Source organism: Catenuloplanes indicus (genome assembly GCF_030813715.1).
In the GTDB taxonomy this organism is placed as follows: Bacteria; Actinomycetota; Actinomycetes; order Mycobacteriales; family Micromonosporaceae; genus Catenuloplanes; species Catenuloplanes indicus.
The window spans coordinates 2,132,343-2,151,126 of the sequence record NZ_JAUSUZ010000001.1 but is presented as its reverse complement, the minus strand read 5'-3'; the positions used below and the strand labels follow the sequence as shown (position 1 = coordinate 2,151,126).

General features: G+C 73.0%; 18 protein-coding genes. 11 read left to right on the top strand and 7 right to left on the bottom strand.

Translation table 11 applies throughout. From position 1 onward, the window contains the following. The first annotated feature begins 72 nt into the window (after nucleotides 1-72). The 3 genes from J2S42_RS09770 to J2S42_RS09760 are packed head-to-tail and all read left to right on the top strand — an operon-like array spanning nucleotide 73 to nucleotide 2,827. Nucleotides 73-612 (top strand): RNA polymerase sigma factor, encoded by a 540-nt coding sequence (locus tag J2S42_RS09770; protein WP_307237759.1) that lies wholly within the window; start codon nucleotides 73-75, stop codon nucleotides 610-612. Beyond that, on the top strand, nucleotides 599-2,434 hold the full coding sequence (locus tag J2S42_RS09765; RefSeq protein WP_307237757.1) for an EAL domain-containing protein: 1,836 nt from the start codon (nucleotides 599-601) through the stop codon (nucleotides 2,432-2,434). Before J2S42_RS09770 ends, J2S42_RS09765 begins: the two co-directional genes overlap by 14 nt. A 3-nt stretch (nucleotides 2,435-2,437) precedes the next feature. Then, complete coding sequence (locus tag J2S42_RS09760; RefSeq protein WP_307237755.1) at nucleotides 2,438-2,827, top strand: hypothetical protein; 390 nt, start codon at nucleotides 2,438-2,440, stop codon at nucleotides 2,825-2,827. A gap of 378 nt (nucleotides 2,828-3,205) precedes the next feature. On the opposite strand, the gene J2S42_RS09755 is transcribed toward J2S42_RS09760, so the two are convergent. Beyond that, on the bottom strand, nucleotides 3,206-3,856 hold the full coding sequence (locus J2S42_RS09755) for an AbfB domain-containing protein (protein WP_307237753.1): 651 nt from the start codon (nucleotides 3,854-3,856) through the stop codon (nucleotides 3,206-3,208). Nucleotides 3,857-3,948: 92 nt separating this feature from the next. Between J2S42_RS09755 and J2S42_RS09750 the strand changes: the two genes are divergently transcribed. From J2S42_RS09750 to katG, 4 genes are read left to right on the top strand one after another with little or no spacing between them, the layout of a single operon-like run. Further along, a complete protein-coding gene (locus tag J2S42_RS09750) occupies nucleotides 3,949-4,668 on the top strand; it encodes a hypothetical protein (protein WP_307237752.1) in 720 nt (239 codons plus the stop codon). A gap of 10 nt (nucleotides 4,669-4,678) precedes the next feature. Next, a complete protein-coding gene (locus J2S42_RS09745) occupies nucleotides 4,679-5,647 on the top strand; it encodes an alpha/beta hydrolase (RefSeq protein ID WP_307237750.1) in 969 nt (322 codons plus the stop codon). A gap of 33 nt (nucleotides 5,648-5,680) precedes the next feature. Further along, nucleotides 5,681-6,091, top strand: a complete 411-nt coding sequence (locus J2S42_RS09740) for a Fur family transcriptional regulator (protein ID WP_307237748.1) — start codon at nucleotides 5,681-5,683, stop codon at nucleotides 6,089-6,091. Nucleotides 6,092-6,111: 20 nt separating this feature from the next. Beyond that, on the top strand, nucleotides 6,112-8,352 hold the full coding sequence (gene katG / locus J2S42_RS09735; protein WP_307237746.1) for a catalase/peroxidase HPI: 2,241 nt from the start codon (nucleotides 6,112-6,114) through the stop codon (nucleotides 8,350-8,352). Nucleotides 8,353-8,417: 65 nt separating this feature from the next. Here katG and J2S42_RS09730 read toward each other — a convergent pair whose 3' ends face one another. Then, entirely contained in the window at nucleotides 8,418-10,961 is a 2,544-nt protein-coding gene (locus J2S42_RS09730; protein WP_307237744.1) for a VIT domain-containing protein, read from the bottom strand. Then, a complete protein-coding gene (locus J2S42_RS09725; protein WP_307237742.1) occupies nucleotides 10,958-11,524 on the bottom strand; it encodes a MerR family transcriptional regulator in 567 nt (188 codons plus the stop codon). The genes J2S42_RS09730 and J2S42_RS09725 overlap by 4 nt, the downstream gene beginning before the upstream one ends. 50 nt (nucleotides 11,525-11,574) lie before the next feature. Here J2S42_RS09725 and J2S42_RS09720 point away from each other — a divergent pair, with 50 nt between their 5' ends. Both J2S42_RS09720 and J2S42_RS09715 read left to right on the top strand, forming a co-directional pair. After that, a complete protein-coding gene (locus J2S42_RS09720) occupies nucleotides 11,575-12,150 on the top strand; it encodes a TetR family transcriptional regulator (protein WP_307237740.1) in 576 nt (191 codons plus the stop codon). A gap of 75 nt (nucleotides 12,151-12,225) precedes the next feature. After that, nucleotides 12,226-13,149, top strand: coding sequence for an SDR family NAD(P)-dependent oxidoreductase (locus J2S42_RS09715; protein ID WP_307237738.1), 924 nt, complete (start codon nucleotides 12,226-12,228; stop codon nucleotides 13,147-13,149). Here J2S42_RS09715 and J2S42_RS09710 read toward each other — a convergent pair. Next, complete coding sequence (locus J2S42_RS09710) at nucleotides 13,121-13,678, bottom strand: TetR/AcrR family transcriptional regulator (RefSeq protein WP_307237736.1); 558 nt, start codon at nucleotides 13,676-13,678, stop codon at nucleotides 13,121-13,123. The genes J2S42_RS09715 and J2S42_RS09710 overlap by 29 nt on opposite strands. An 85-nt stretch (nucleotides 13,679-13,763) precedes the next feature. Between J2S42_RS09710 and J2S42_RS09705 the strand changes: the two genes are divergently transcribed. Continuing rightward, the gene (locus J2S42_RS09705) at nucleotides 13,764-14,588 is read left to right on the top strand and encodes a CE1 family esterase (protein ID WP_307237734.1); all 825 of its coding nucleotides are present in this window, start codon (nucleotides 13,764-13,766) and stop codon (nucleotides 14,586-14,588) included. On the opposite strand, the gene J2S42_RS09700 is transcribed toward J2S42_RS09705, so the two are convergent. Beyond that, nucleotides 14,585-15,451 carry a helix-turn-helix transcriptional regulator gene (locus tag J2S42_RS09700; RefSeq protein ID WP_307237732.1) on the bottom strand — a complete coding sequence of 289 codons (867 nt, stop codon included), beginning with the start codon at nucleotides 15,449-15,451 and terminating at the stop codon, nucleotides 14,585-14,587. The two genes, J2S42_RS09705 and J2S42_RS09700, sit on opposite strands and share 4 nt — an antisense overlap. A 101-nt stretch (nucleotides 15,452-15,552) precedes the next feature. Here J2S42_RS09700 and J2S42_RS09695 point away from each other — a divergent pair, with 101 nt between their 5' ends. Beyond that, a complete protein-coding gene (locus tag J2S42_RS09695; RefSeq protein ID WP_307237730.1) occupies nucleotides 15,553-16,365 on the top strand; it encodes an aldo/keto reductase in 813 nt (270 codons plus the stop codon). 133 nt (nucleotides 16,366-16,498) lie between these two features. On the opposite strand, the gene J2S42_RS09690 is transcribed toward J2S42_RS09695, so the two are convergent. Beyond that, a complete protein-coding gene (locus tag J2S42_RS09690; RefSeq protein WP_307237727.1) occupies nucleotides 16,499-17,782 on the bottom strand; it encodes a PQQ-dependent sugar dehydrogenase in 1,284 nt (427 codons plus the stop codon). Nucleotides 17,783-18,069: 287 nt separating this feature from the next. Next, nucleotides 18,070-18,771 carry a class I SAM-dependent methyltransferase gene (locus tag J2S42_RS09685; protein WP_307237725.1) on the bottom strand — a complete coding sequence of 234 codons (702 nt, stop codon included), beginning with the start codon at nucleotides 18,769-18,771 and terminating at the stop codon, nucleotides 18,070-18,072. Nucleotides 18,772-18,784 lie beyond the last annotated feature (13 nt).

Genomic DNA, 18,784 nt, shown 5'->3' with positions numbered 1-18,784 from the left:
ACAGAGAGTTATATGCGAGCGGGGACGACTTTTCTGTGGGGGATCGATGATCGAGATGGGGGAGCGGGCGGCGTGAGCCAGTCGAATCACGCCGCCCGGTGGGACGAGGCGGGGCGCCTCGACGCGCAGTACGACGCCGAGTGCAACGCCATGATCGAGGACACCTACGCGCGGGCCGAGGCCGTGCTGCGGCTCGGCGGCGACCACTCCGACCTGGTCCGCGGCGCGCTGCACGAGGCGTACCTGATCGCGCGCCGCAAATGGGGGCAGATCCGCGAGTTCGAGGCGCCGCTCGGCTGGGTGATCAAGACGGCGCACAACGTGTTGCGCCGCGAGCGGGCCAGGACCGACCGGGAGACCGCGCTGCCGGACGAGATCCCCGGCGCACCCGCCACCACCACCGACTCCTGGGAGGCGGAGCAGCTGCGGCGGTTCTGGCTGGCCCAGCTCCCGCCTCGGCAGGCCCAGGTCTTCGAACTCGCCGAGCAGGGCTTCTCCAACCCGGAGATCGGCCGCACGCTCGGGCTCGCGGACAGCAGCGTGCGGTTCTACAAGTCCGATGCGCGCCGCCGGCTCCAGGAACTGGCAGGTGCCGCCGATGCGACTCGATGACGTGCTGCGCCTCGCCGCGGGGCACACCCCCAGCGCGCTGGAGCAGGCGCGCTTCCGCCGCGTCGCCCGGCAGGTGATGCTCGACCACCGCCAGGCCGCGCCCACGCCGGACACGGACCTCACCGACCCGCTCACCACCTCGCAGGACGAGGTCACCCGGATCACCGAGGCGGCCCGCGCCGCCGGCCTCGGCGTGATCGCCTGGGACCGCGCCGCCGGGCGGCTGACCTGGTCGGCCGGCATGACGGAACTGCTCGGCCGCGCCCCGGCCGCGCCCCGGCACGCGTCCACCGGCGCGCCCGACGACGCGGTCACCCCGGCCGCGCTGATGTCCTGCATCCACCCGGACGACCTGGTCGCGGTCACCGCCGCGGTCGAGGACGCCTACGCGCAGACGCGGCCGGCCGAGGTCACGTTCCGTGCCCGCCGCGCCGACGGCAGCACCCGGTACCTGCACGCGCTGATCGAGATCCCGGCCCAGGGCATCGTCGCCACCTGCCAGGACGTCACCGCCCCGGAGCTGGCCCGGCGTGAACGGGCCCGGCGTGCGGTCCGCGCGGAGACGCTGCCGGCCGCACCGCCCACCGGACTGCCGACCCGGGAGTACCTGATCGACGAGGTGGACCGTGCCCGGCGTACCGGTGACGGCCTGGTGTACGTGATCGCCGCCGAACCCGGCGCGGCCACGCTCGGCGAGGACGACCGGGACATCCTGGCCGCCGAGATCGGCCGGCTGCTGACCGGTGCGAACCCGCCGCACGCCACGCTCGGACTGGTCGCGCCCGGCCTGTTCGGCGTGCTGCTGCGCGGCACCACCAGCCCGGCCGAGGCGGAACGGCTCGCGGTCACCGCCGTCGGCCGGGTCCGCAACCACCTGTTCTCCGGCGTACGGGTCACCGCCTGGGCCGGTGCGGCCTGCTTCGCGCGGGGCACCGACGCGGACGGCTTCGAGCTGCTCACCGACGCCGAGCACGCGGCCGGTGAGGCCCGCCGCGCCGGCCACCCCGCACAGGTCACGGCCGTCCCGGCCGGTCGTGCGGCCCGGCTGCGGCGCTGCCGTACCGCGGTGCGCGGCGCGGTCGCGAACGACCGGTTCACGCTCGCCGCGCAGCCGATCCTGGACCTCGACCTGAACCGGATCACCCGGCACGAGATCCTGCTCCGGGTCCGCGGCGAGTCCGGCGAGGCGAGCGCGCCGTGGGCGTTCCTGGACACCGCGGAACGCGTCGGCGAGATCCTCGCGGTCGACCGCTGGGTGATCGACCACGCGATCAAGCTGATCGGCCGCGGCGCACTCGACTCGCACTGCCAGATCAACGTGTCCGGCCGCTCGCTGGCCGACCCGGGCCTGCTCGACCACGTCACCCGCGCGCTGACCCGGCACCGGGTGCGGGCCGACCGGCTCACCTTCGAGATCACCGAGACCGCGGCGATCGACAACCGCAACGAGGCGCTGGCATTCGCGACCGGCGTCCGGGACCTCGGCGCGCAGCTGGCACTGGACGACTTCGGCACCGGCCACGCGTCACTGCTGCACCTGCGTACGCTGCCGATCGACCTCGTCAAGATCGACGGACGGTTCGTGACCGGGCTGACCCGTACGCCGGCGGACCGGTCGCTGGTCGAACGGCTCACGCTGATCTGCCACGACCTCGGCATCCGGGTCGTGGCCGAGAAGGTGCCGGACGCGGAGACCGCCGCGCTGCTGCGCCGCTACGGCGTCGACTTCGCGCAGGGATTCCACATCGGACGGCCGGTGCCGATGCGCGACCCGTCCGGGCGGATCGAGCTCGACCTGCGCCCGATCGCGAAGCTGGGCTGACCCGTGCACCCACTGGCACCCTGGTGGGCCGCGACCGCGGCCGACCTGGCCGTCGAACGCCGGGTCCTGCGCGACTACGCCGCCGCGCTCACCTTCACGATCGGCTGGTGGCACTGGCTGATGACCACGAAGCCGATCCGCCGCGACCGCCTCACGCTGCGCATCGACGCCCGCGTGTCCACGGTGCGCCGGCTGTGCGCCCCGGCCGTGCCGCTCGACCCGCGCCTCGCCGAGATCGACCGTGAGGCGGCCCGTTTCCTCGACAGCACGGACACGGCAACCCACGAACACGAGGACGTGGTCCGCGTCCGCGAACCCCTGCGCCGCCTTCTCGACCTGCTCGACGACATCGAGGACGAAATGTTGCGACGGCCTCCGGCCGAGCGCCGGTAAGGGCGACCTTCTGCCTGAGATTCGGAATGAAGCAGTGCGGCTTCGCGTCTGCAACGTCTGGTGATCCCATGCGGGGCGCCGGTTGGACATTCGGGGCGCAAGGTGGCCGCGGGCTGAGCCGGGCGTGTATTCGCCTGTCCGGTTTGGATGATGTGATCGGGCCGCAGGCGCCGGACGTGCGGGAACCTGCCGCCCTGTCGCGATATCTCGGGCGCGCAGCGCCCGGCCGGTAATCGCGGTGATGTGCGGAAACGGGGGCGTGGGTTCGTGGTGACCGCCCACGCGACCGGAAGGGAGGCCGCCCGCGGCCGACCGGTGCCCGCGGGAGCATGCGGAACTCGGCCACGCCGGGAGCGGGAAGAGCGAATGTCGGCTCTTCTATCCCTTGTGGATGGTGAAACTGCTGGACTCGGCGAAGTCGTCGGAGTTGTCCGACTCGTCGATCCAAAGCTCAACATTGCGATGATGCACCACGTGATCGGGGTAGTTGACCGAGCGCAGCGTGACCGTGCCGGGGGCGGTGCCCTCCTCGGGGCAGAAGGTGGCGTCCTGGCGGAACAGGTCGGAGCCGTCGTCGGGGTCGAAGCGCAGGCGGTAGCCGGAGTGGCGCATGTAGCGGTCGCCGGAGCGGAACGTGAAGCAGGCCGGGTCGGCGAGGCCTTCGACGACCTCGAGCGCGGGCGCGTTCGCGGTGATGACGGCCATGTTGTCCACGTCGGACATCAGGGAGCCGGGGGAGGCCACGGATTCCAGTTTGTGCGGGCCGGCGGCCAGCTCGGCCGGGGGCTCGGACGACGGTGCGGCGGACGGCGTGGTGGCGACCGGTGCGACGGGCTGGTTCGCGGCCTCGTTGAGGTCGCGCAGCGGGTCGGGGGCGGAGGCGCTGCGCCAGACGAGCCAGCCGAGGGCGAACGCGGCGACCATGCCGAGTGCGACGGCCGCGGTGATGCCGGGGTGGACGCGGTTGAACAGGCCGTTTCGCGGTGGGCGGGGGTCGAGCGCGCCCTTGCCGTAGACGGTGCCTGACATGCGGCTCCTCGGGGGTCGAAAAGACTGGCGGCGAAACTGTACAAAGCCGTCGCCAGTATGGGCCGCCCGGGTCGCCGGTAGGGTGATCGCCCGTGGCGGTACGCATTGACATCGAAGCCTTCCGGGAGTCCGTTCCGGCGCCGGTCCTGGCCGCGGCCGACCGGCTGGTGGCGGACGGCGCGGTCGGTGAGCTGGAGTCGTCCGGCGGCGGCGTGCTGGCCGAGGTCGCGGACGTGCAGGCGTGGACCGGCATCGTCGGCGGCGAGCTGGGCGGCGACTGTGACTGCGGGTCCGGTGAACCGCTGTGCGCGCACGCGGTGGCGCTGGCGCTGTCCGCGGTCGGTGCCGGGTTTCCGCTGTTGGCGTCGGCCACGCCGCCGGGGCCGGACGTGACCGATCCGGAGCAGGCACGCTACCTGGCGGCGCTGCGCGGGCTGACCGGGCGGCAGGTGGCGGCGCTGGTGGTGGACACGGCGATGCGGGACCGGCTGTTCGCGGTGCGGCTGCTCGGCGAGGCGGGGCTGCTGGACGCGGAGGCGGCGGCGGACGGGCTGGCGGACTTCCGGGCCGCGGTCGACGCGGCGGCCGAGGACGAGGACGCGTGGGAGGCCGGCACCCGGCTGGCCGCGGAGCTGGAGATCCTGCTGCAGTTCCCGGCGAGCACGGCCGCGCTGGAGTTGGTCGAGGACGCGCTGGAGGTATGGGACGAGCTGGTGGTGGAGATCGCGGACGACCCGCGGGAGATCACCGACGCGCTGGTCGAGGGACATCGAGAGCTCCGGGAACGGCTCGGGTTGGGTGTGGAGCGGTAGCCTGGTGCCGATGTTCGAAGCGGACGGCACGGACCTGCTCGGCGTACCGTATGAGCGGTTCGTCCTTGATTGCGGGCGGGATGCGCAGGGGCCGCTGATCGCCACGCTGGTGCGTCGCCGGCCGGACCGGGGCGGCGGGCGGCGGGCCGTGCTGATGCTCGGCGGGCTCGGCGACTACTTCTTCCAGACGCACGTCGCCGATCATCTGGCGGCCGGTGGCTGGGGCGTCTACGGGCTGGACGTGCGGCGGTACGGGCGGAGCCTGCTGCCGCACCAGACGCCGAACTTCTGCCGGTCGCTGACCGAGTACTACCCGGAGCTGGACGCCGCGGTGGTCCGGATGACGGCGGACGGCGTACGCGAGATCGTGCTCTGGGGCCATTCCACCGGCGGGCTGATCGGATCGCTGTGGGCGGCGGACCGGCCTCTTCCGGTGATCCGTGGCGCGTTCCTGAACAGCCCGTTCCTCGACTTCGCGCTGCCCTGGGTGCTGCGCCGGCCACTGATGGCCGCGGTGACCGCGCTGGCGCCGCTGGTCCCGCTGGCGTCCGTGCCGCACCCGACGTCGGACGCGTTCGCCGTGGCCACGCACGCCACGCTGGGCGGCGAGTGGTTCTACGACCTGGCGCTGAAGCCGGCCCGCGGGCACCCGATCCGGGTCGGCTGGCTGGCCGCGATCCGGGACGCGCACCGGCGGGTCCGGCGCGGGCTCGGTCTGCGCGTACCGGTGCTGGTCGGCTCGTCGGACCGCTCGTTCAACTGGGTGTCCGGGCCGCGCGAGGACATCCACCGCACCGACATCGTGCTGGACGTGGCGCACATCCGGCGGTGGGGCGCGGCGCTGGGCGAGCACGTCACGCTCGTCCGGTTTCCCGGCGCGCTGCACGATCTGACGCTTTCCGCACCCGATGTCCGGGCTGCGGTGTTGCGCCGGTTCGACCAATGGGCCGCTTCTCACTTCCCGAGTGTCAAAACTTGAATGATTCCAATCTAGTGCCCTAAGGTCGTCGGCGTGACGTCCGATCTCGCGGCGCAGCTGCGGGCGGTCTCGTTGCGCGTGACCCGCCCCCGTCTGGCGGTGCTCGCCGCGCTGCACGACCACCCGCACGCCGACACCGACACCGTGATCTCCCTGGTGCGCACGGACCAGCCCATGGTCTCCCACCAGGCGATCTACGATGTTCTGCGTGCGCTCACGGACGCCGGCCTGGTGCGGCGCATCCAGCCCGCCGGCGCTACCGCGCGATACGAGACCCGGGTGGGGGACAACCACCACCATCTCGTGTGCCGCTCCTGCGGCGCGATCGTCGACGTCGAGTGCGTCACCGGCCAGGCTCCCTGTCTCACCGCCTCGGACGACCACGGGTTCGCGGTCGACGAGGCGGAGGTCGTGTTCTGGGGCACCTGCCCTGCTTGTTCGTGAACGTGAGTGGAAGGAAACCAATGAGCGACAGTCTGGACCCGAAGGCCGGCGGCTGCCCGGTCGCGCACGACTCGGTGACCGCGACCGGCAGCGAGAGCGAGAACCCGGCGATCGACTCCCCGACGCCGAAGACCGGCGGTCGCCCGCGCAGCAACCGGGACTGGTGGCCGAACCAGCTCGACCTGTCGGTGCTGCACGCCCACTCGTCCAAGGGCAACCCGCTCGGCGACAACTTCGAGTACGCCAAGGAGTTCGCGAAGCTCGACGTCGAGGCGATCAAGCGCGACATCACCCAGGTGCTGACCACCTCGCAGGACTGGTGGCCGGCCGACTTCGGTCACTACGGCGGCCTGATGATCCGGATGAGCTGGCACGCCGCCGGTACGTACCGCATCCAGGACGGCCGCGGCGGCGCCGGTGACGGCGGGCAGCGGTTCGCGCCGCTGAACAGCTGGCCGGACAACGCGAACCTGGACAAGGCCCGCCGCCTGCTCTGGCCGGTCAAGCAGAAGTACGGCCAGAAGATCTCCTGGGCCGACCTGCTCGTCCTCGGCGGCAACGTGGCGCTGGAGTCGATGGGCTTCAAGACGTTCGGCTTCGGCTTCGGCCGCGAGGACGTGTGGGAGCCGGAGGAGATCTTCTGGGGCCCGGAGGACACCTGGCTCGGCGACGAGCGCTACGCCACCGACGCGCTGCCCGAGGGCGTCGGCGCGGCCGAGATGGGCCTCATCTACGTCAACCCCGAGGGTCCGCGCGGCAGCGCCGACCCGCTGCTCGCCGCGAAGTTCATCCGCGAGACGTTCGCCCGGATGGCGATGAACGACGAGGAGACCGTCGCGCTGATCGCCGGCGGCCACACGTTCGGCAAGACGCACGGCGCCGCGCCCGCGGACGGCCACGTCGGCCCGGAGCCGGAGGCCGCGCCGCTGGAGGCGCAGGGTCTCGGCTGGCTGAACACGCACGGCAGCGGCAAGGGCGGCGACACCATCACGTCCGGCCTCGAGGTCACCTGGACCGACAAGCCGACGCAGTGGTCCAACCGCTTCTTCGAGATCCTGTTCGGGTACGAGTGGGAGCTGACCACCAGCCCGGCCGGTGCGAAGCAGTACGTCGCCAAGACCACCGACGAGATCATCCCGGACGCGCACGACCCGTCGAAGAAGCACCGCCCGACGATGCTGACCACCGACCTGTCGCTGCGCGTCGACCCGGCGTACGAGAAGATCTCCCGTCGCTTCCTGGAGAACCCGGACGAGTTCCAGCTCGCGTTCGCCAAGGCCTGGTATAAGCTGCTGCACCGCGACATGGGCCCGGTCAGCCGCTTCCTCGGCCCGTGGGTGCCGGAGGCCCAGCTGTGGCAGGACCCGGTGCCGGCCGTCGAGGGCCCGCTGGTCTCCGCCGAGGACGTGGCCGGCCTCAAGCAGATCATCCTGGACTCCGGCCTGACCGTGTCCCAGCTGATCTCCACCGCGTGGTCGTCGGCCGCGAGCTTCCGCTCCACCGACAAGCGCGGCGGCGCGAACGGCGCCCGCATCCGCCTTGAGCCGCAGCGCAACTGGGAGGTCAACCAGCCGGCGCAGCTCTCCGAGGTGCTGACCAAGCTGGAGGGCATCCAGGCCGAGTTCAACGCGGCCGGCGGTGCGCAGATCTCGCTCGCCGACCTGATCGTGCTGGCCGGTGGCGCCGCCATCGAGAAGGCCGCGCGGGACGCGAACATCGAGGTCACCGTGCCGTTCCACCCGGGCCGCACGGACGCCTCCCAGGAGCAGACCGACGTCGAGTCGTTCAAGGTCCTGGAGCCGCGCGCCGACGCGTTCCGCCAGTACCTGCGGCCGGGCGAGAAGACCCAGCCGGAGATCCTGCTGGTCGACCGCGCCTACATGCTCGACCTGACCGCGCCGGAGATGACCGCGCTGATCGGCGGCCTGCGCGTGCTCGGCAACAACGTGGGCGGCGCGCAGCACGGCGTGCTCACCTCGCGCCCCGGCGTGCTGACCAACGACTTCTTCACCAACCTGCTGTCCCCCGGGACCCGCTGGAAGGCGTCGGAGACCGAGGAGCACGTGTACGAGATCCGCGACCTGTCCACCGACAAGGTCATCTGGACCGCGACCGCGGTCGACCTGATCTTCGGCTCCAACTCGCAGCTGCGGGCCCTGGCCGAGGTCTACGCGTCCGAGGACGCCCGCGAGAAGTTCGTCGAGGACTTCGTCAAGGCGTGGGTCAAGGTCATGGACAACGACCGCTTCGACCTGAAGTGATCCGCTGCTAGAGCAACGAACGGGCCCGGCCGTACGGCCGGGCCCGTTCACTGTGTGCCGTGAGCCTACTTCCAGAACGGCTTGCGCCGCTTCGGCTCCTCCGCCGGTTCGGCACGCGGGCCGGTGGCCGCCGTCCCGCTCGGTCCGCCGGCCGCGTCGACGCTGGGGCCGGTCTCGTGCTCACTCGGGCCGGCGGTGGCGGTGAACGCGTCCAGCAGGCGCAACGCCTCGGACCACAGGGTGGCCAGGTCGGCGATGCCGCTGAGGAGCAGGCGCGTCAGTTCGGCCAGCGGGCGGACCTCGGACTCGGGGATGCCGGTGAGGACGGCGTGCAGGCGGGTGCCGAGGTCGTCGAGGAGGTCGCGGCGCTCCATCGTGGACAGCCCGGCCGCCGCGCGGAGGCCGGCGGCCTCGGTGCGGGCGAACGCGGCGAGATCCGCGCGCGCATCTCGCCGGCCGCTCGGCGCGACCCCGGCGACCGGCGCCATCGCGGGTCGCGGAGCCGGCGGAACACCGCCACCCGGCGCCGCCGGGACACCGCCGCGGGGCGCGGACCGGACACCGCCGCCGGGAGCGGACGGTGCCGGGCCCCCGGTCGCGGGCGGCGGTGGCGGCGCGGACGCCATCGGTGCCGGGCCCGCGGGCAGCGGCGCGCTGAACTCCGGTGCCTCGCTGAACGACGCCGCGCGAGCGGCCCGGAATCCACCCGCCGGCCCGCCCCGGCCACCCACGAGCGGCCGGTACCCCGCGGGCGTGGGCGGCACGGTGAGCGCGTCGAAGGCGGGGTTCTCCCAGCCGGACGGTGACTCGACCGGCTGCGTCACCCGCCGGGTCCGCCCGCCCTCGGTCACCACCCGCGTGTCCACGGCCAGCCACGCCGTGAAGCGGCACAGCACCCGGTGCCGCAGCGACGTCGCGACGATCTCCGGTTCCAGGTGCACCTCGCCGGCCGTGTAGCGGTCCTCCAGCTCGCGCAGTCGCGCCCGCGCCCACTGTGCGGTCACCGCGGTCTCGTCGCCGCGCCGGACCGGCACCTCCACGACGAAATCCTCGTCGTCCCGGGTGCGCCCGCGTACGGTCAGCGATTCCGGCGCCGGCTCCGAGGACCTTTCGAAGATCACCAGCGGTACGCCCGGGAAGATCGACTCCGGGCGCCGCGCCGGGAAGCCGTCGACGGTCACGCCGGTGACCAGCGGGGCGGCGATGCGCCGGTGGATGCGGTCCATGGCCTCGTCGAGACGGTCCTCGCTCTCGACCAGTTCGCAGCGGCCGGCGCCGGTGGCGGCCAGCCGGCCGAGGAAGCCGGCGTTGACCGCGCGGTCGATGCCGACCGTGTGCACGCGGACGCCGGTGGCGAGCGTGCCGGCCCGGGCGAGGATCTGGTCCTCGTTGCCGACCTGCCCGTCCGTGATCAGCACCAGCACCCGGTCGCGGTCCTCCGCGGAGCCGGCCAGCAGCCGCAGCCCGGCCTGCAGCGGCGCGAGGATCTCGGTGCCGCCGCGGGCCTGCGCACCGGCCACCCACTCGACCGCGCGGAATCGGTTGCGGTCGGTCGCCGGCGACAGCCCGTCGCCGAGCGTCGCCGGCCGGTCGATGTGGTTGTCGAAGGTGAACACCGCGAACCGGTCGGCCGCGGTGAGCGTGTCCACGATGCGGGCGGTGGCACGCCGCGCGGTCACCATCTTCCAGCCGTGCATGCTGCCGGACCGGTCCAGCAGCAGCACCACGTCCTTCGGCCGGGGGGCCGCGGACGCCGTGGATGCCGCCGGCGGCAGGACCACCAGCTGGTACGTACCCCCGTCGGCATCGGGCACGAAGACCGCGCCGGAACCGGCGCCGGCGTACGGCAGCCGCAGGATGAAGTCGCGGTCCGCGCGCTCGCCGGGCCGGATCTCGATCCGCCCGCCCTCGCGGGTGACCGCGTGCAGGCTGGACCGCACCTCGGGCAGCGGCAACCCGGCCGGGTCGACGTCGACGCCGATCGACAGGCGCAGCGGGTGCGGGAAGCCGGGCAGCAGCACCGGCGGCGTGATCCGGGAGGCGTCGGGGACCGCGTCGGTGTCCGGGACCCGGCCGTCGCCGGCCTGTTCGCCGGGCAGTGGCGTGCCGGGGATGTAGCGCGGCGCCACGACCAGCGGGAACCGGAACGTGGCGGCGTCGTCCTCCCAGGCGAGCGGGCCGGTCAGGGACAGTGTCACGGTGACGCGCTCGCCGGGCACGATGTTGCCGGCGCGCATGGTGAACACGTCCGGCCGGTCCTCCTCCGCGATCGAGGCGCGCTGGCCGGCGCCGATCGCGGCGTCGTAGGCCTGCCGGGCGGCGCCGCGCTCCCGCAGGTCCGCCTCGACAGTGCGGCCGTCCGCGGTCATGGTCATGCCGGTCACGGCCGCGCGGTCGGGGAGCGGGAAGATGTAGGTGGCCTCCAGCGGCTCGTCGAACGCGTTGACGAACTCGGTGGTGACGACGGTGCGGGCGACCAGGCCGCTGATCCGGGCCTGCACGTCCAGCCGGTCGAGCGGCAGGTTGCCGCGGGGCGTGCGGAGGGCGCCGAGACCGGCGTCCGGCCGGGGCTCCGGCGGCGCGATCGGGACGACGGGCAGTACGGTCATGCGGTTCCCCCATCTTGAAGCAGGCCACGGGCCCGCAGCAGGCCGATCAGCGGCTGGGCGGCGTGGGTGAGGTCCTCCAGGTCGTGAGCTGACGGCCGTACCGGCAGAAGGAGAAAGGCGCCGCCGCCCAGCGCGACGCCCCCCACCTCCCGCACGCCGCCGGTTGCCGGGGGTTCGGGTGCCGCCGCCGGCGGCGTGGCCCAGAAACGCGGCCGGGCCGCCGGTCTCTCGCCGGTTCGCAACAGCTCCGGGGGTACGCGGGCGATCGCGGCCAGCTCCGCGTCGGTGGCACCGGCCAGCTCCGCCTGGATCGCCGCGAGCGACTGCCCGGCCGCCTGCCGCCGTTTGACCGCGACGATCTGCAGCAGGTGCCGCGGCCCGTAGAGCGCGGTGCGCCCGCGCATCGCGGTGGCGCGGTCGACCAGGCCGGTCGTCGCATACCACCGGACGGCGCGGCGGTCGGGCAGCTCGCGGACGCGGCCGTTGGGTGCGCCGGGGTATTCGGCCGCGAGGGCCTCCCGCACGCGCTCCAGCAGCTCGTCCATCGTCCACATGCCCGTCATCGTGACACTGTCATCGTGACAGTGTCAACGGCTGATCTAGACTGCCGGGCATGAGCGAGCGGCTTTCCAGCCGGGAGATCTCCCGGCGTGCGGTCCGGCGGCAGATCGAGACGGTCGCGATGGACCTGTTCCTGGAGTCGGGGTTCGACGCGGTCACGATCGACCGGATCGCGACCGAGGCCGGCGTGTCGCAGCGGACGTTCTTCCGGTACTTCCCGACCAAGGAGGACCTGGTCGTCGGCGACCCGATGGAGTTCGGCACGGTCCTGCGCGGCCACCTCGAGGCACGCCCGGCGGGCGAGCCGGCGGCGGAGGCGGTGCGGCGGGCGCTGGAGGCGTTCACCGGCGACGTGAAGCGCAACCCGGCCGCGCTCGGCATCTCGAAGATCATGTTCACGCTCAGCACGCCGGGCCTGCGGGCCAAGCACATCGAGAAGAACGTGGTGTGGCAGGAGCTGCTGCTGCCGGACGTGCAGCGCCGGCTCGGCGACGTGCCGGACGCCGAGCTCGTCGCGCGCGCCTTGATCGCGTCCGGCCTGGCCGTCTTCGAGACCGCGCTCGCGTACTGGGCGACGCGCGGCGGCGACATCACCGACCGGTTGGTCCACGCGTTCGGGAGGCAGTAACTGACAGGTGTGGCAGTTACTGACATGTTCGGCATAAGCTGTCAGCAAAGAACCCTTGCTGACGGGAGCACACGCATGTCTCGCATCACCACGCCCTTCCACGCGGGCTCCACGGCCGACGAGGTCGCGGCCGGTCACGACCTGGCCGGCCGGCGGGCGATCGTCACCGGTGGCGCCTCCGGTATCGGGCTGGAGACCGTCCGCACGCTCGCCCGGGCCGGCGCGGACGTGACCGTCGCGGTCCGCGACGTCGACGCCGCCCGGGACGCGCTCGCCGGCGTGCGGGCCGGCATCGCCCGGCTGGACCTGGCCGACCTGGCGAGCGTCCGCGCGTTCACCGCGGCCTGGGACGGCCCGCTGCACCTGCTGATCAACAACGCCGGCGTGATGGCGGTGCCGGACCTGCGGCGCACCGCCGGCGGGCTCGAATGGCAGTTCGCGGTCAACCACGTCGGCCACTTCACGCTGACCGGGGGCCTGCACGGCGCGCTCGCGGCGGCGCATGGTGCCCGGGTCGTCGCGCTGGCCTCCGCCGGCCACCACGTGGCCCCGGTCGACTTCGACGACGTCAACTTCGCGCACCGGCCGTACGATCCATGGGTCGCCTACGGCCAGGCGAAGACCGCGACCGTGCTGTTCGCGGTGGAGGCGAGCCGCCGCTGGGCCGCGGACGGCATCTACGTCAACGCGGTGTCGCCGGGCGGCATCATGACGAACCTGCAGCGGTACATCCCGGCGGAGACCCGGGCGCAGTGGGCCACGGCGCCGATCCTCAAGACGCCGCAGCAGGGTGCCGCGACCACCATGGTCGCGGCGCTCGCGCCGGAGTTCGACCGGATCGGCGGCCGCTACCTGGAGGACTGCGCCGAGGCCGAGGTCATCGACGACGACGCGGAGGCCGGGCTGGCCGACCCCGGTGTGCGCCGCTGGGCGCTGGACCCGGCCGCGGCGCGGCGCCTCTGGGACGTCTCTACCGCGTTTGCAGCCCGTGCAGCATGACGTCGAGATAGCGGTGGGTGACCGTGCGCCGGTCCGCCGCGCCCGGGTGCACCCGCACCGCGAAGATCACGCCGCACATCAGCGGTAGCAGGTCCGCCTGCGTCACGTCCGGCCGGACCTGGCCCGCGTCCCGCGCGCGGTCGAGCAGCCGGCCGGAGAGTGTGTCCAGCCGGGCGCGCAGCTCGGCCGTGCGCGGGAGTGCGTAGGCGACGGACGCCAGTGCCGGCTGCACGGACGCGTCGTCGAGCTGTGCGTCCAGCATCGCGATCATCAGACCGGCGAGCGCGTCGCCGGCGTCCTTCGCCACGGCCGCACGCTCCGCGTGCGCGACCAGCTCCTCCAGGCGCGGCGTCGCGATCGTCTCCAGCAGTGCCTCGGGCGTGGGGAAGTGCCGGTAGACCGTGGCGACGCCGACCGACGCGGCCCGCGCCACCTCGTTGAGCTGCACCGGGATGCCCTCGTCCACGAATCGCCGCCCGGTGTCGACGATCAGCTGCCAGTTGCGGGCAGCGTCCTTGCGCATGGTCATGAGACGAGAATAACCGGATAGCTCATCCACTTCATGCTACGTTGAAGTGGATCAGCTATCCGTTTTTCTGTCGGGGAGTGTTCTCATGACCACGGTGCAGCTTCGCCACGGGACGATCGAGGCCGGCGGGCGTACCCGCGCCTACACGCTGGCCGCCCCCACCGGCGGCTTCGACCGCCTGCTGCTGGCCTTCCACGGGTCCGGCCTCGACGCGGACCGGTTCCGGTCGTTCACCCGAAACACCTTCGACACCGTCCCGGGTACGGCCGTCGCGTACCTCGACGGCTTCAAGGGCAACTGGAACGACGCGCGCCTCGGCAGCCGCTTCCCGGCCCGCCGGGCGAACATCGACGACGTGGCGTTCACCGCCGCGGTCGCGGCACGCCTCGGCGAGGGGCGCCCGGTGTACGCCGCCGGTTACTCCAACGGCGGCGGCATGGTGATCCGGCTGCTGCACGAGCGCCCCGACCTGATCGCCGGCGGCGCGATCATCGCCGCCGGCCAGCCGGCCCCGGACAACTTCCTGCTGTCACCGGACCTGCCGGTGGTGCCCCGGCCGGTGCTGCTCATCCACGGCACCCGCGACCCGATCGTGCCGTATCAGGGCGGCCCGCTGCCGGTCTGGGCCCGCTACGTCTTCCGCGCCCACGGCGCGCTGCTGTCCGCACCGGACACCGCCGCGTACTTCGCCGCCCGCAACGGCATCACCGCGGCCCCGGTGACCAGCACGCTGACCGCCGAGGTGAGCCGCACCGACTTCCACCAGCCCGGCCGCGAGCCGGTGCGGCTGTTCACCGTCCACGGTGGCGGGCACACGATCCCGGGGCCGGTACCGTCCCCGGCCGTGATGGGCCGCACCACCACGGATTTGCACACCACCGCCGCGATCGCGGACTTCTTCGGTTTCTAGCGGGGGGCGGGTGAGCCGGTCCAGCTGGCCAGTATGTCGAGGGCTTGGCGTTCGGGGGAGCCGGGCTCGGGTGAGTAGATGGTGACGCGCAGCGCCGGGTCGGCGGGCAGGTCGAGGGCCTCGTACGGCAGGGCAAGGTCGCCGACGAGCGGGTGGCGGAGCCGTTTCACGCCGGAGTGCTGGAACTTCACGTCGTGGCGGGCCCAGCGGCGGGCGAACTCGTCGCTCTTGGTGGACAGCTCGCCGATCAGGTCGGTCAGGCCCTTGTCGTGCGGCGCGCGGCCGGTTTCGGCCCGCAGGAAGGCGACCGAGTCGTTGGCGGCCTTGTCCCACTCGGGCCAGAAGTCGGTGGATCCCGGGTCGAGGAACAGGAACCGTGCGGTGTTGACCGGGCCGCGCTGCGCGAACAGCGGCGAGCCGTAGACCGGGGCGTACAGGGCCATACCGAGGGTGTTGGCAGCGACGATGTCGAACCGCCCGTTGCGGAGGTAGGCCGGCACGCCGGTCATCGCGTCGAGCATCCGCAGCACCACCGGCCGGACCCGCCCGGTCGCGGCCGGTGGTCGGCGCCCCGGCGCTGTGGCCGCGCGGGCGAGGTCGTAGAGGTAGGCCCGTTCGGCGTCGTCGAGCTGCAGCGCGTGGGCCAGGGAATCCAGCACCGAGTCGGAGGCGCCGCTCAGGTTTCCGCGCTCGAGCCGGATGTAGTAGTCGATGCTCATCCCGGCCAGCAGCGCCACCTCCTCGCGGCGCAATCCGGTCACCCGTCGATTGCCGCCGAAGACGGGTAGTCCCGCCCGCTCGGGCGTGATGCGGGCGCGACGGGTGCTGAGGAATTCCCGCACACGCCTCCGGCTGTCGCTCACCTGACCAGCGTAGGTCGCGTGGCGGGGCGCTGGGAGGTACTGGCGTTACCCGGAAGAGGCGTGACTCCCACCGGCCCCGCGACACGCGCTTCGGTGGATGCATGGGCAACGACATCCCGCACGTCGGTTTTGGTGTCTACCGGATTCCCGCGTCGAGAACCGCCGAGGCGGTACGGATCGCGCTCGACGCCGGCTATCGGCACATCGACACCGCGCAGGTCTACGGCAACGAGGCGGAGGTCGGCACGGCGATCCGGGAGTCCGGCTTGCCGCGCGAGGACGTCTTCTTGACCACCAAGCTGAATCCACAACGTCACGGGTACGCCTCGACCGGCCAGGAACTCGACGAGAGCCTGCGGAGACTCCAGACCTCGTACGTCGACCTCTTCCTGCTGCACTGGCCGTCACCCGGCCGGGACCGTTACCTGGAGAGCTGGCGGGCCTGTGCTGACCTGCTCGCCGAGGGCAAGGTCCGTGCGATCGGGGTCTCCAATCTCACCGTCGTCGATCTGGCGTGGCTGGCCGAGCGGTCGGACACCGTGCCGGACGTCAACCAGGTGGAGCTCCATCCCGGCTTGCAGCAGGCTGAACTGCGCCGGTACCACGACGCGCACGGGATCGTCACCGAGGCGTGGGGTCCGCTTGCCGAGGGCGAGTCCCTGACGGATCCGACGCTCCGGGCGCTGGCGAGGAAGTACGAGACAACTCCGGCACAACTGATCCTGCGCTGGCACGTCCAGCTGGGGAACATTCCCCTGCCCAAATCGGTCAAGCCCGCTCGGATCAGGGAGAACATCGCCGTCTTCGACTTCCGGATCGATGCCGAGGACATGGCCCGGATCGCCGCGCTGGACGGCGATCCCCACGGCGCCCGCAGCCGCACGCGCGGCGCGGGTCTGCCGCGATGGCAGTGACGACCCATCAACGAGAAAGGCGTGAGCCGTCCCGCCAGGTCACCCGCCGGGCCGCGCTCTGGCCGGCGACCATGACCAGGTCCCGGACCGGGGCGGCCGGTCCGGGGTGGTCCGGATGGGGTCCGCCGCGACCTCAGCGCTTCGCGGGGGCCAGGCGGTAGATCAGGCCGGCCGCGTCGTCGGAGACGTAGAGCGCGCCGTCCGGGCCGGGGACGGCGTCGACGCTGCGGCCCCAGCGGGTGCCGTCCGGGTTCTGCCAGCCGGTGACCAGCGGCTGGGGTGCGGTCAGCGTGCGCTTGCGCTGGTCCCAGGCGCTGTAGACGACGTACGGCTCGCGCGGCGGCGTGCGGTTCCAGGAGCCGTGTGCGGTGATCAGCGCGCCGCCGGCCAACGACCGCGGCAGCGCGGAACCGTGGGTGAAGGCGAAGCCGAGCGGTGCGCTGTGCGCGGGCAGGCCGACCGCGGTGCGGTCCACGATGGAGCAGTCCAGCACCGAATCGTCCGGGTTGCGCAGCGGCTGGGCCACGTACCCGAGATCGGTCAGGTTCTTGCTGCCCCGGGTGTCCGGCACGCAGTAGGGCCAGCCCAGCTCGGTGCCGTACGAGATCCGGGCGACCTGGTCGACCGGGTTCTCGTTGACGTACGCCGGCACGACCTGGCCGTACTGCCCGGTGTCGTCGCGGAACGGGTACGGCTGGTTGTCGGCCTGGTTGATCGAGGCCCACAGCGTGCCGTCCGGCGCGAGGTCCAGGCCGGAGCCGTTGCGCACGCCGGTGGCGATCGTGCGATCGCCGGTGCCGTCCAGCCCGACCCGGCGGATCGTGGCCCGCTCCGGCGTCGTACCGGTGCGGTCGACCGGGTCGTCGTTGGTCAGCGAGCCGAGGTTGTAGAAGACCTGGTCGCCGCGGACCACCGGAGTGATCCGGTCGTGCCCGCCGCTGGGCAGCCCGGTCACGATCGCGCGCTGGTTCGTCGCGGCGCCGTCCGCGTAGTCCCAGACCAGGATGCGGTTCCGGTCACCGGCCACGACGAGGTGCCGGCCGTGCCGGGTGGCGACGTCCAGGCCCTGCGGGTGCTGCAGGCCGTCGGCCAGCGTCGTCACCACCGGTCCTCGGCCGCCGCCGGCCGGGGTGAGCAGCTTGATCGCACCGGCCGCGCCGGTCGAGACCAGCAGCCGGCCGTCCGGCGTCCAGGCCAGGCGGCGCGCGCCGGGCACGTTCGCCCAGACCTCGGCGGTCCAGCCGGGGCGCAGGTTCAGCGACCGGCCGGCGGCGGAGCCGGGGTCGACCCCGCCGGCCACGGTCAGTGCCACCGGCGACAGCCGGACGGCGGCGTGCGCCGCGGGCGGGCCGAGCGTCACCACCAGCCCGAGCGACAGCGCCGCCGCGGTCGTGACGGCGGGAACGGACATGGGCATGACGGCACCTCTCGTCGACGGACATCCCCCATCGACGATAGTGAACATACCGAGCCCTTGCTCACGAAACCTGCACAACGGCTCCACCCGTCGTCCCGAGGCCGCCGGCAGACCGGGCGTCATGCGCCAGCTGCTTCGGTTCGGCTTCCAGCGGGCTCTCGCGCGGTCCTTCCTGCTGATCGGCGCCGGTGCCGCCGTGGCCGGGACGAGCCGCGATCCCGGCGCCGCCCGCGCCGCGTCACGCGCGTCCCGATCCGCTGCGGAGCGCCGGGTGACCGAGCCGCCGCTCAGCGCCGGACGAGCACGACCGAGTAGAACGGGCCGCCCTCGACCCGCTCCGCACGCCACGGCGAGGTTGCCAGCACGGTCTCCAGCTCGGCCACGCTGGCCAGCCAGTAGTCCATCCACTCGGTCACGAGATCGCCGTTCCGGACGCGTACCCGCAGCTGGCCGCCGGGACGGCCGAGCGCGCGGTTCCGCCGGTGGTAGCCGGCGTGCGCCGGGTCGGGTGAGTGGTACGGATCGATGTTGGAACCGAGCACCACGGCGTCCGGGCCGGCCACCGCAGCCATTGCCGACAGGCGCCGTGCCGCGGCCGCCGGCGAGCCGAGCAGCGCCAGGTTGCCGCCCATCAACAGCAGCGTGTCGAACGGTCCGGCCGGCAGCGCCTCGATGTCACCGACCTCGGCGGTCAGACCGCGCGCGCGGCAGACCGCCACCGCCCCCGGTGACGGATCGATGCCGCGCACGTCCGCACCGCGGTCCCGCAACGCGGCCATGTGCCGTCCGGCACCGCAGCCGATGTCGAGGATGCGCCCACGGGCCCGTTCCAGCAGCGCTACCTCGTGCGCCGCCCAGAACTCCGGCCCCTGAAGGTAGCGGCCCGCGTCCCCGCGGCTGACGAAGCCGTCGTCACGCTCCACGACCTCCGTGGCGGCGCCGGTCGCCGCGGCCTCTCCGAGCAGTGCGCCGAACGCGTCCCCGATCACGGTCCCATGTGTA

What these genes read in the sequence shown, in the direction of transcription:
- J2S42_RS09765 (WP_307237757.1), top strand. Translation starts at nt 599, where the DNA reads ATGCGACTCGATGACGTGCTGCGCCTCGCCGCGGGGCACACCCCCAGC.
- J2S42_RS09755 (WP_307237753.1), bottom strand. Translation starts at nt 3,856, where the DNA reads ATGTCAGGCACCGTCTACGGCAAGGGCGCGCTCGACCCCCGCCCACCG.
- J2S42_RS09745 (WP_307237750.1), top strand. Translation starts at nt 4,679, where the DNA reads ATGTTCGAAGCGGACGGCACGGACCTGCTCGGCGTACCGTATGAGCGG.
- katG (WP_307237746.1), top strand. Translation starts at nt 6,112, where the DNA reads ATGAGCGACAGTCTGGACCCGAAGGCCGGCGGCTGCCCGGTCGCGCAC.
- J2S42_RS09730 (WP_307237744.1), bottom strand. Translation starts at nt 10,961, where the DNA reads ATGACCGTACTGCCCGTCGTCCCGATCGCGCCGCCGGAGCCCCGGCCG.
- J2S42_RS09725 (WP_307237742.1), bottom strand. Translation starts at nt 11,524, where the DNA reads ATGACGGGCATGTGGACGATGGACGAGCTGCTGGAGCGCGTGCGGGAG.
- J2S42_RS09720 (WP_307237740.1), top strand. Translation starts at nt 11,575, where the DNA reads ATGAGCGAGCGGCTTTCCAGCCGGGAGATCTCCCGGCGTGCGGTCCGG.
- J2S42_RS09715 (WP_307237738.1), top strand. Translation starts at nt 12,226, where the DNA reads ATGTCTCGCATCACCACGCCCTTCCACGCGGGCTCCACGGCCGACGAG.
- J2S42_RS09710 (WP_307237736.1), bottom strand. Translation starts at nt 13,678, where the DNA reads ATGACCATGCGCAAGGACGCTGCCCGCAACTGGCAGCTGATCGTCGAC.
- J2S42_RS09705 (WP_307237734.1), top strand. Translation starts at nt 13,764, where the DNA reads ATGACCACGGTGCAGCTTCGCCACGGGACGATCGAGGCCGGCGGGCGT.
- J2S42_RS09695 (WP_307237730.1), top strand. Translation starts at nt 15,553, where the DNA reads ATGGGCAACGACATCCCGCACGTCGGTTTTGGTGTCTACCGGATTCCC.
- J2S42_RS09690 (WP_307237727.1), bottom strand. Translation starts at nt 17,782, where the DNA reads ATGCCCATGTCCGTTCCCGCCGTCACGACCGCGGCGGCGCTGTCGCTC.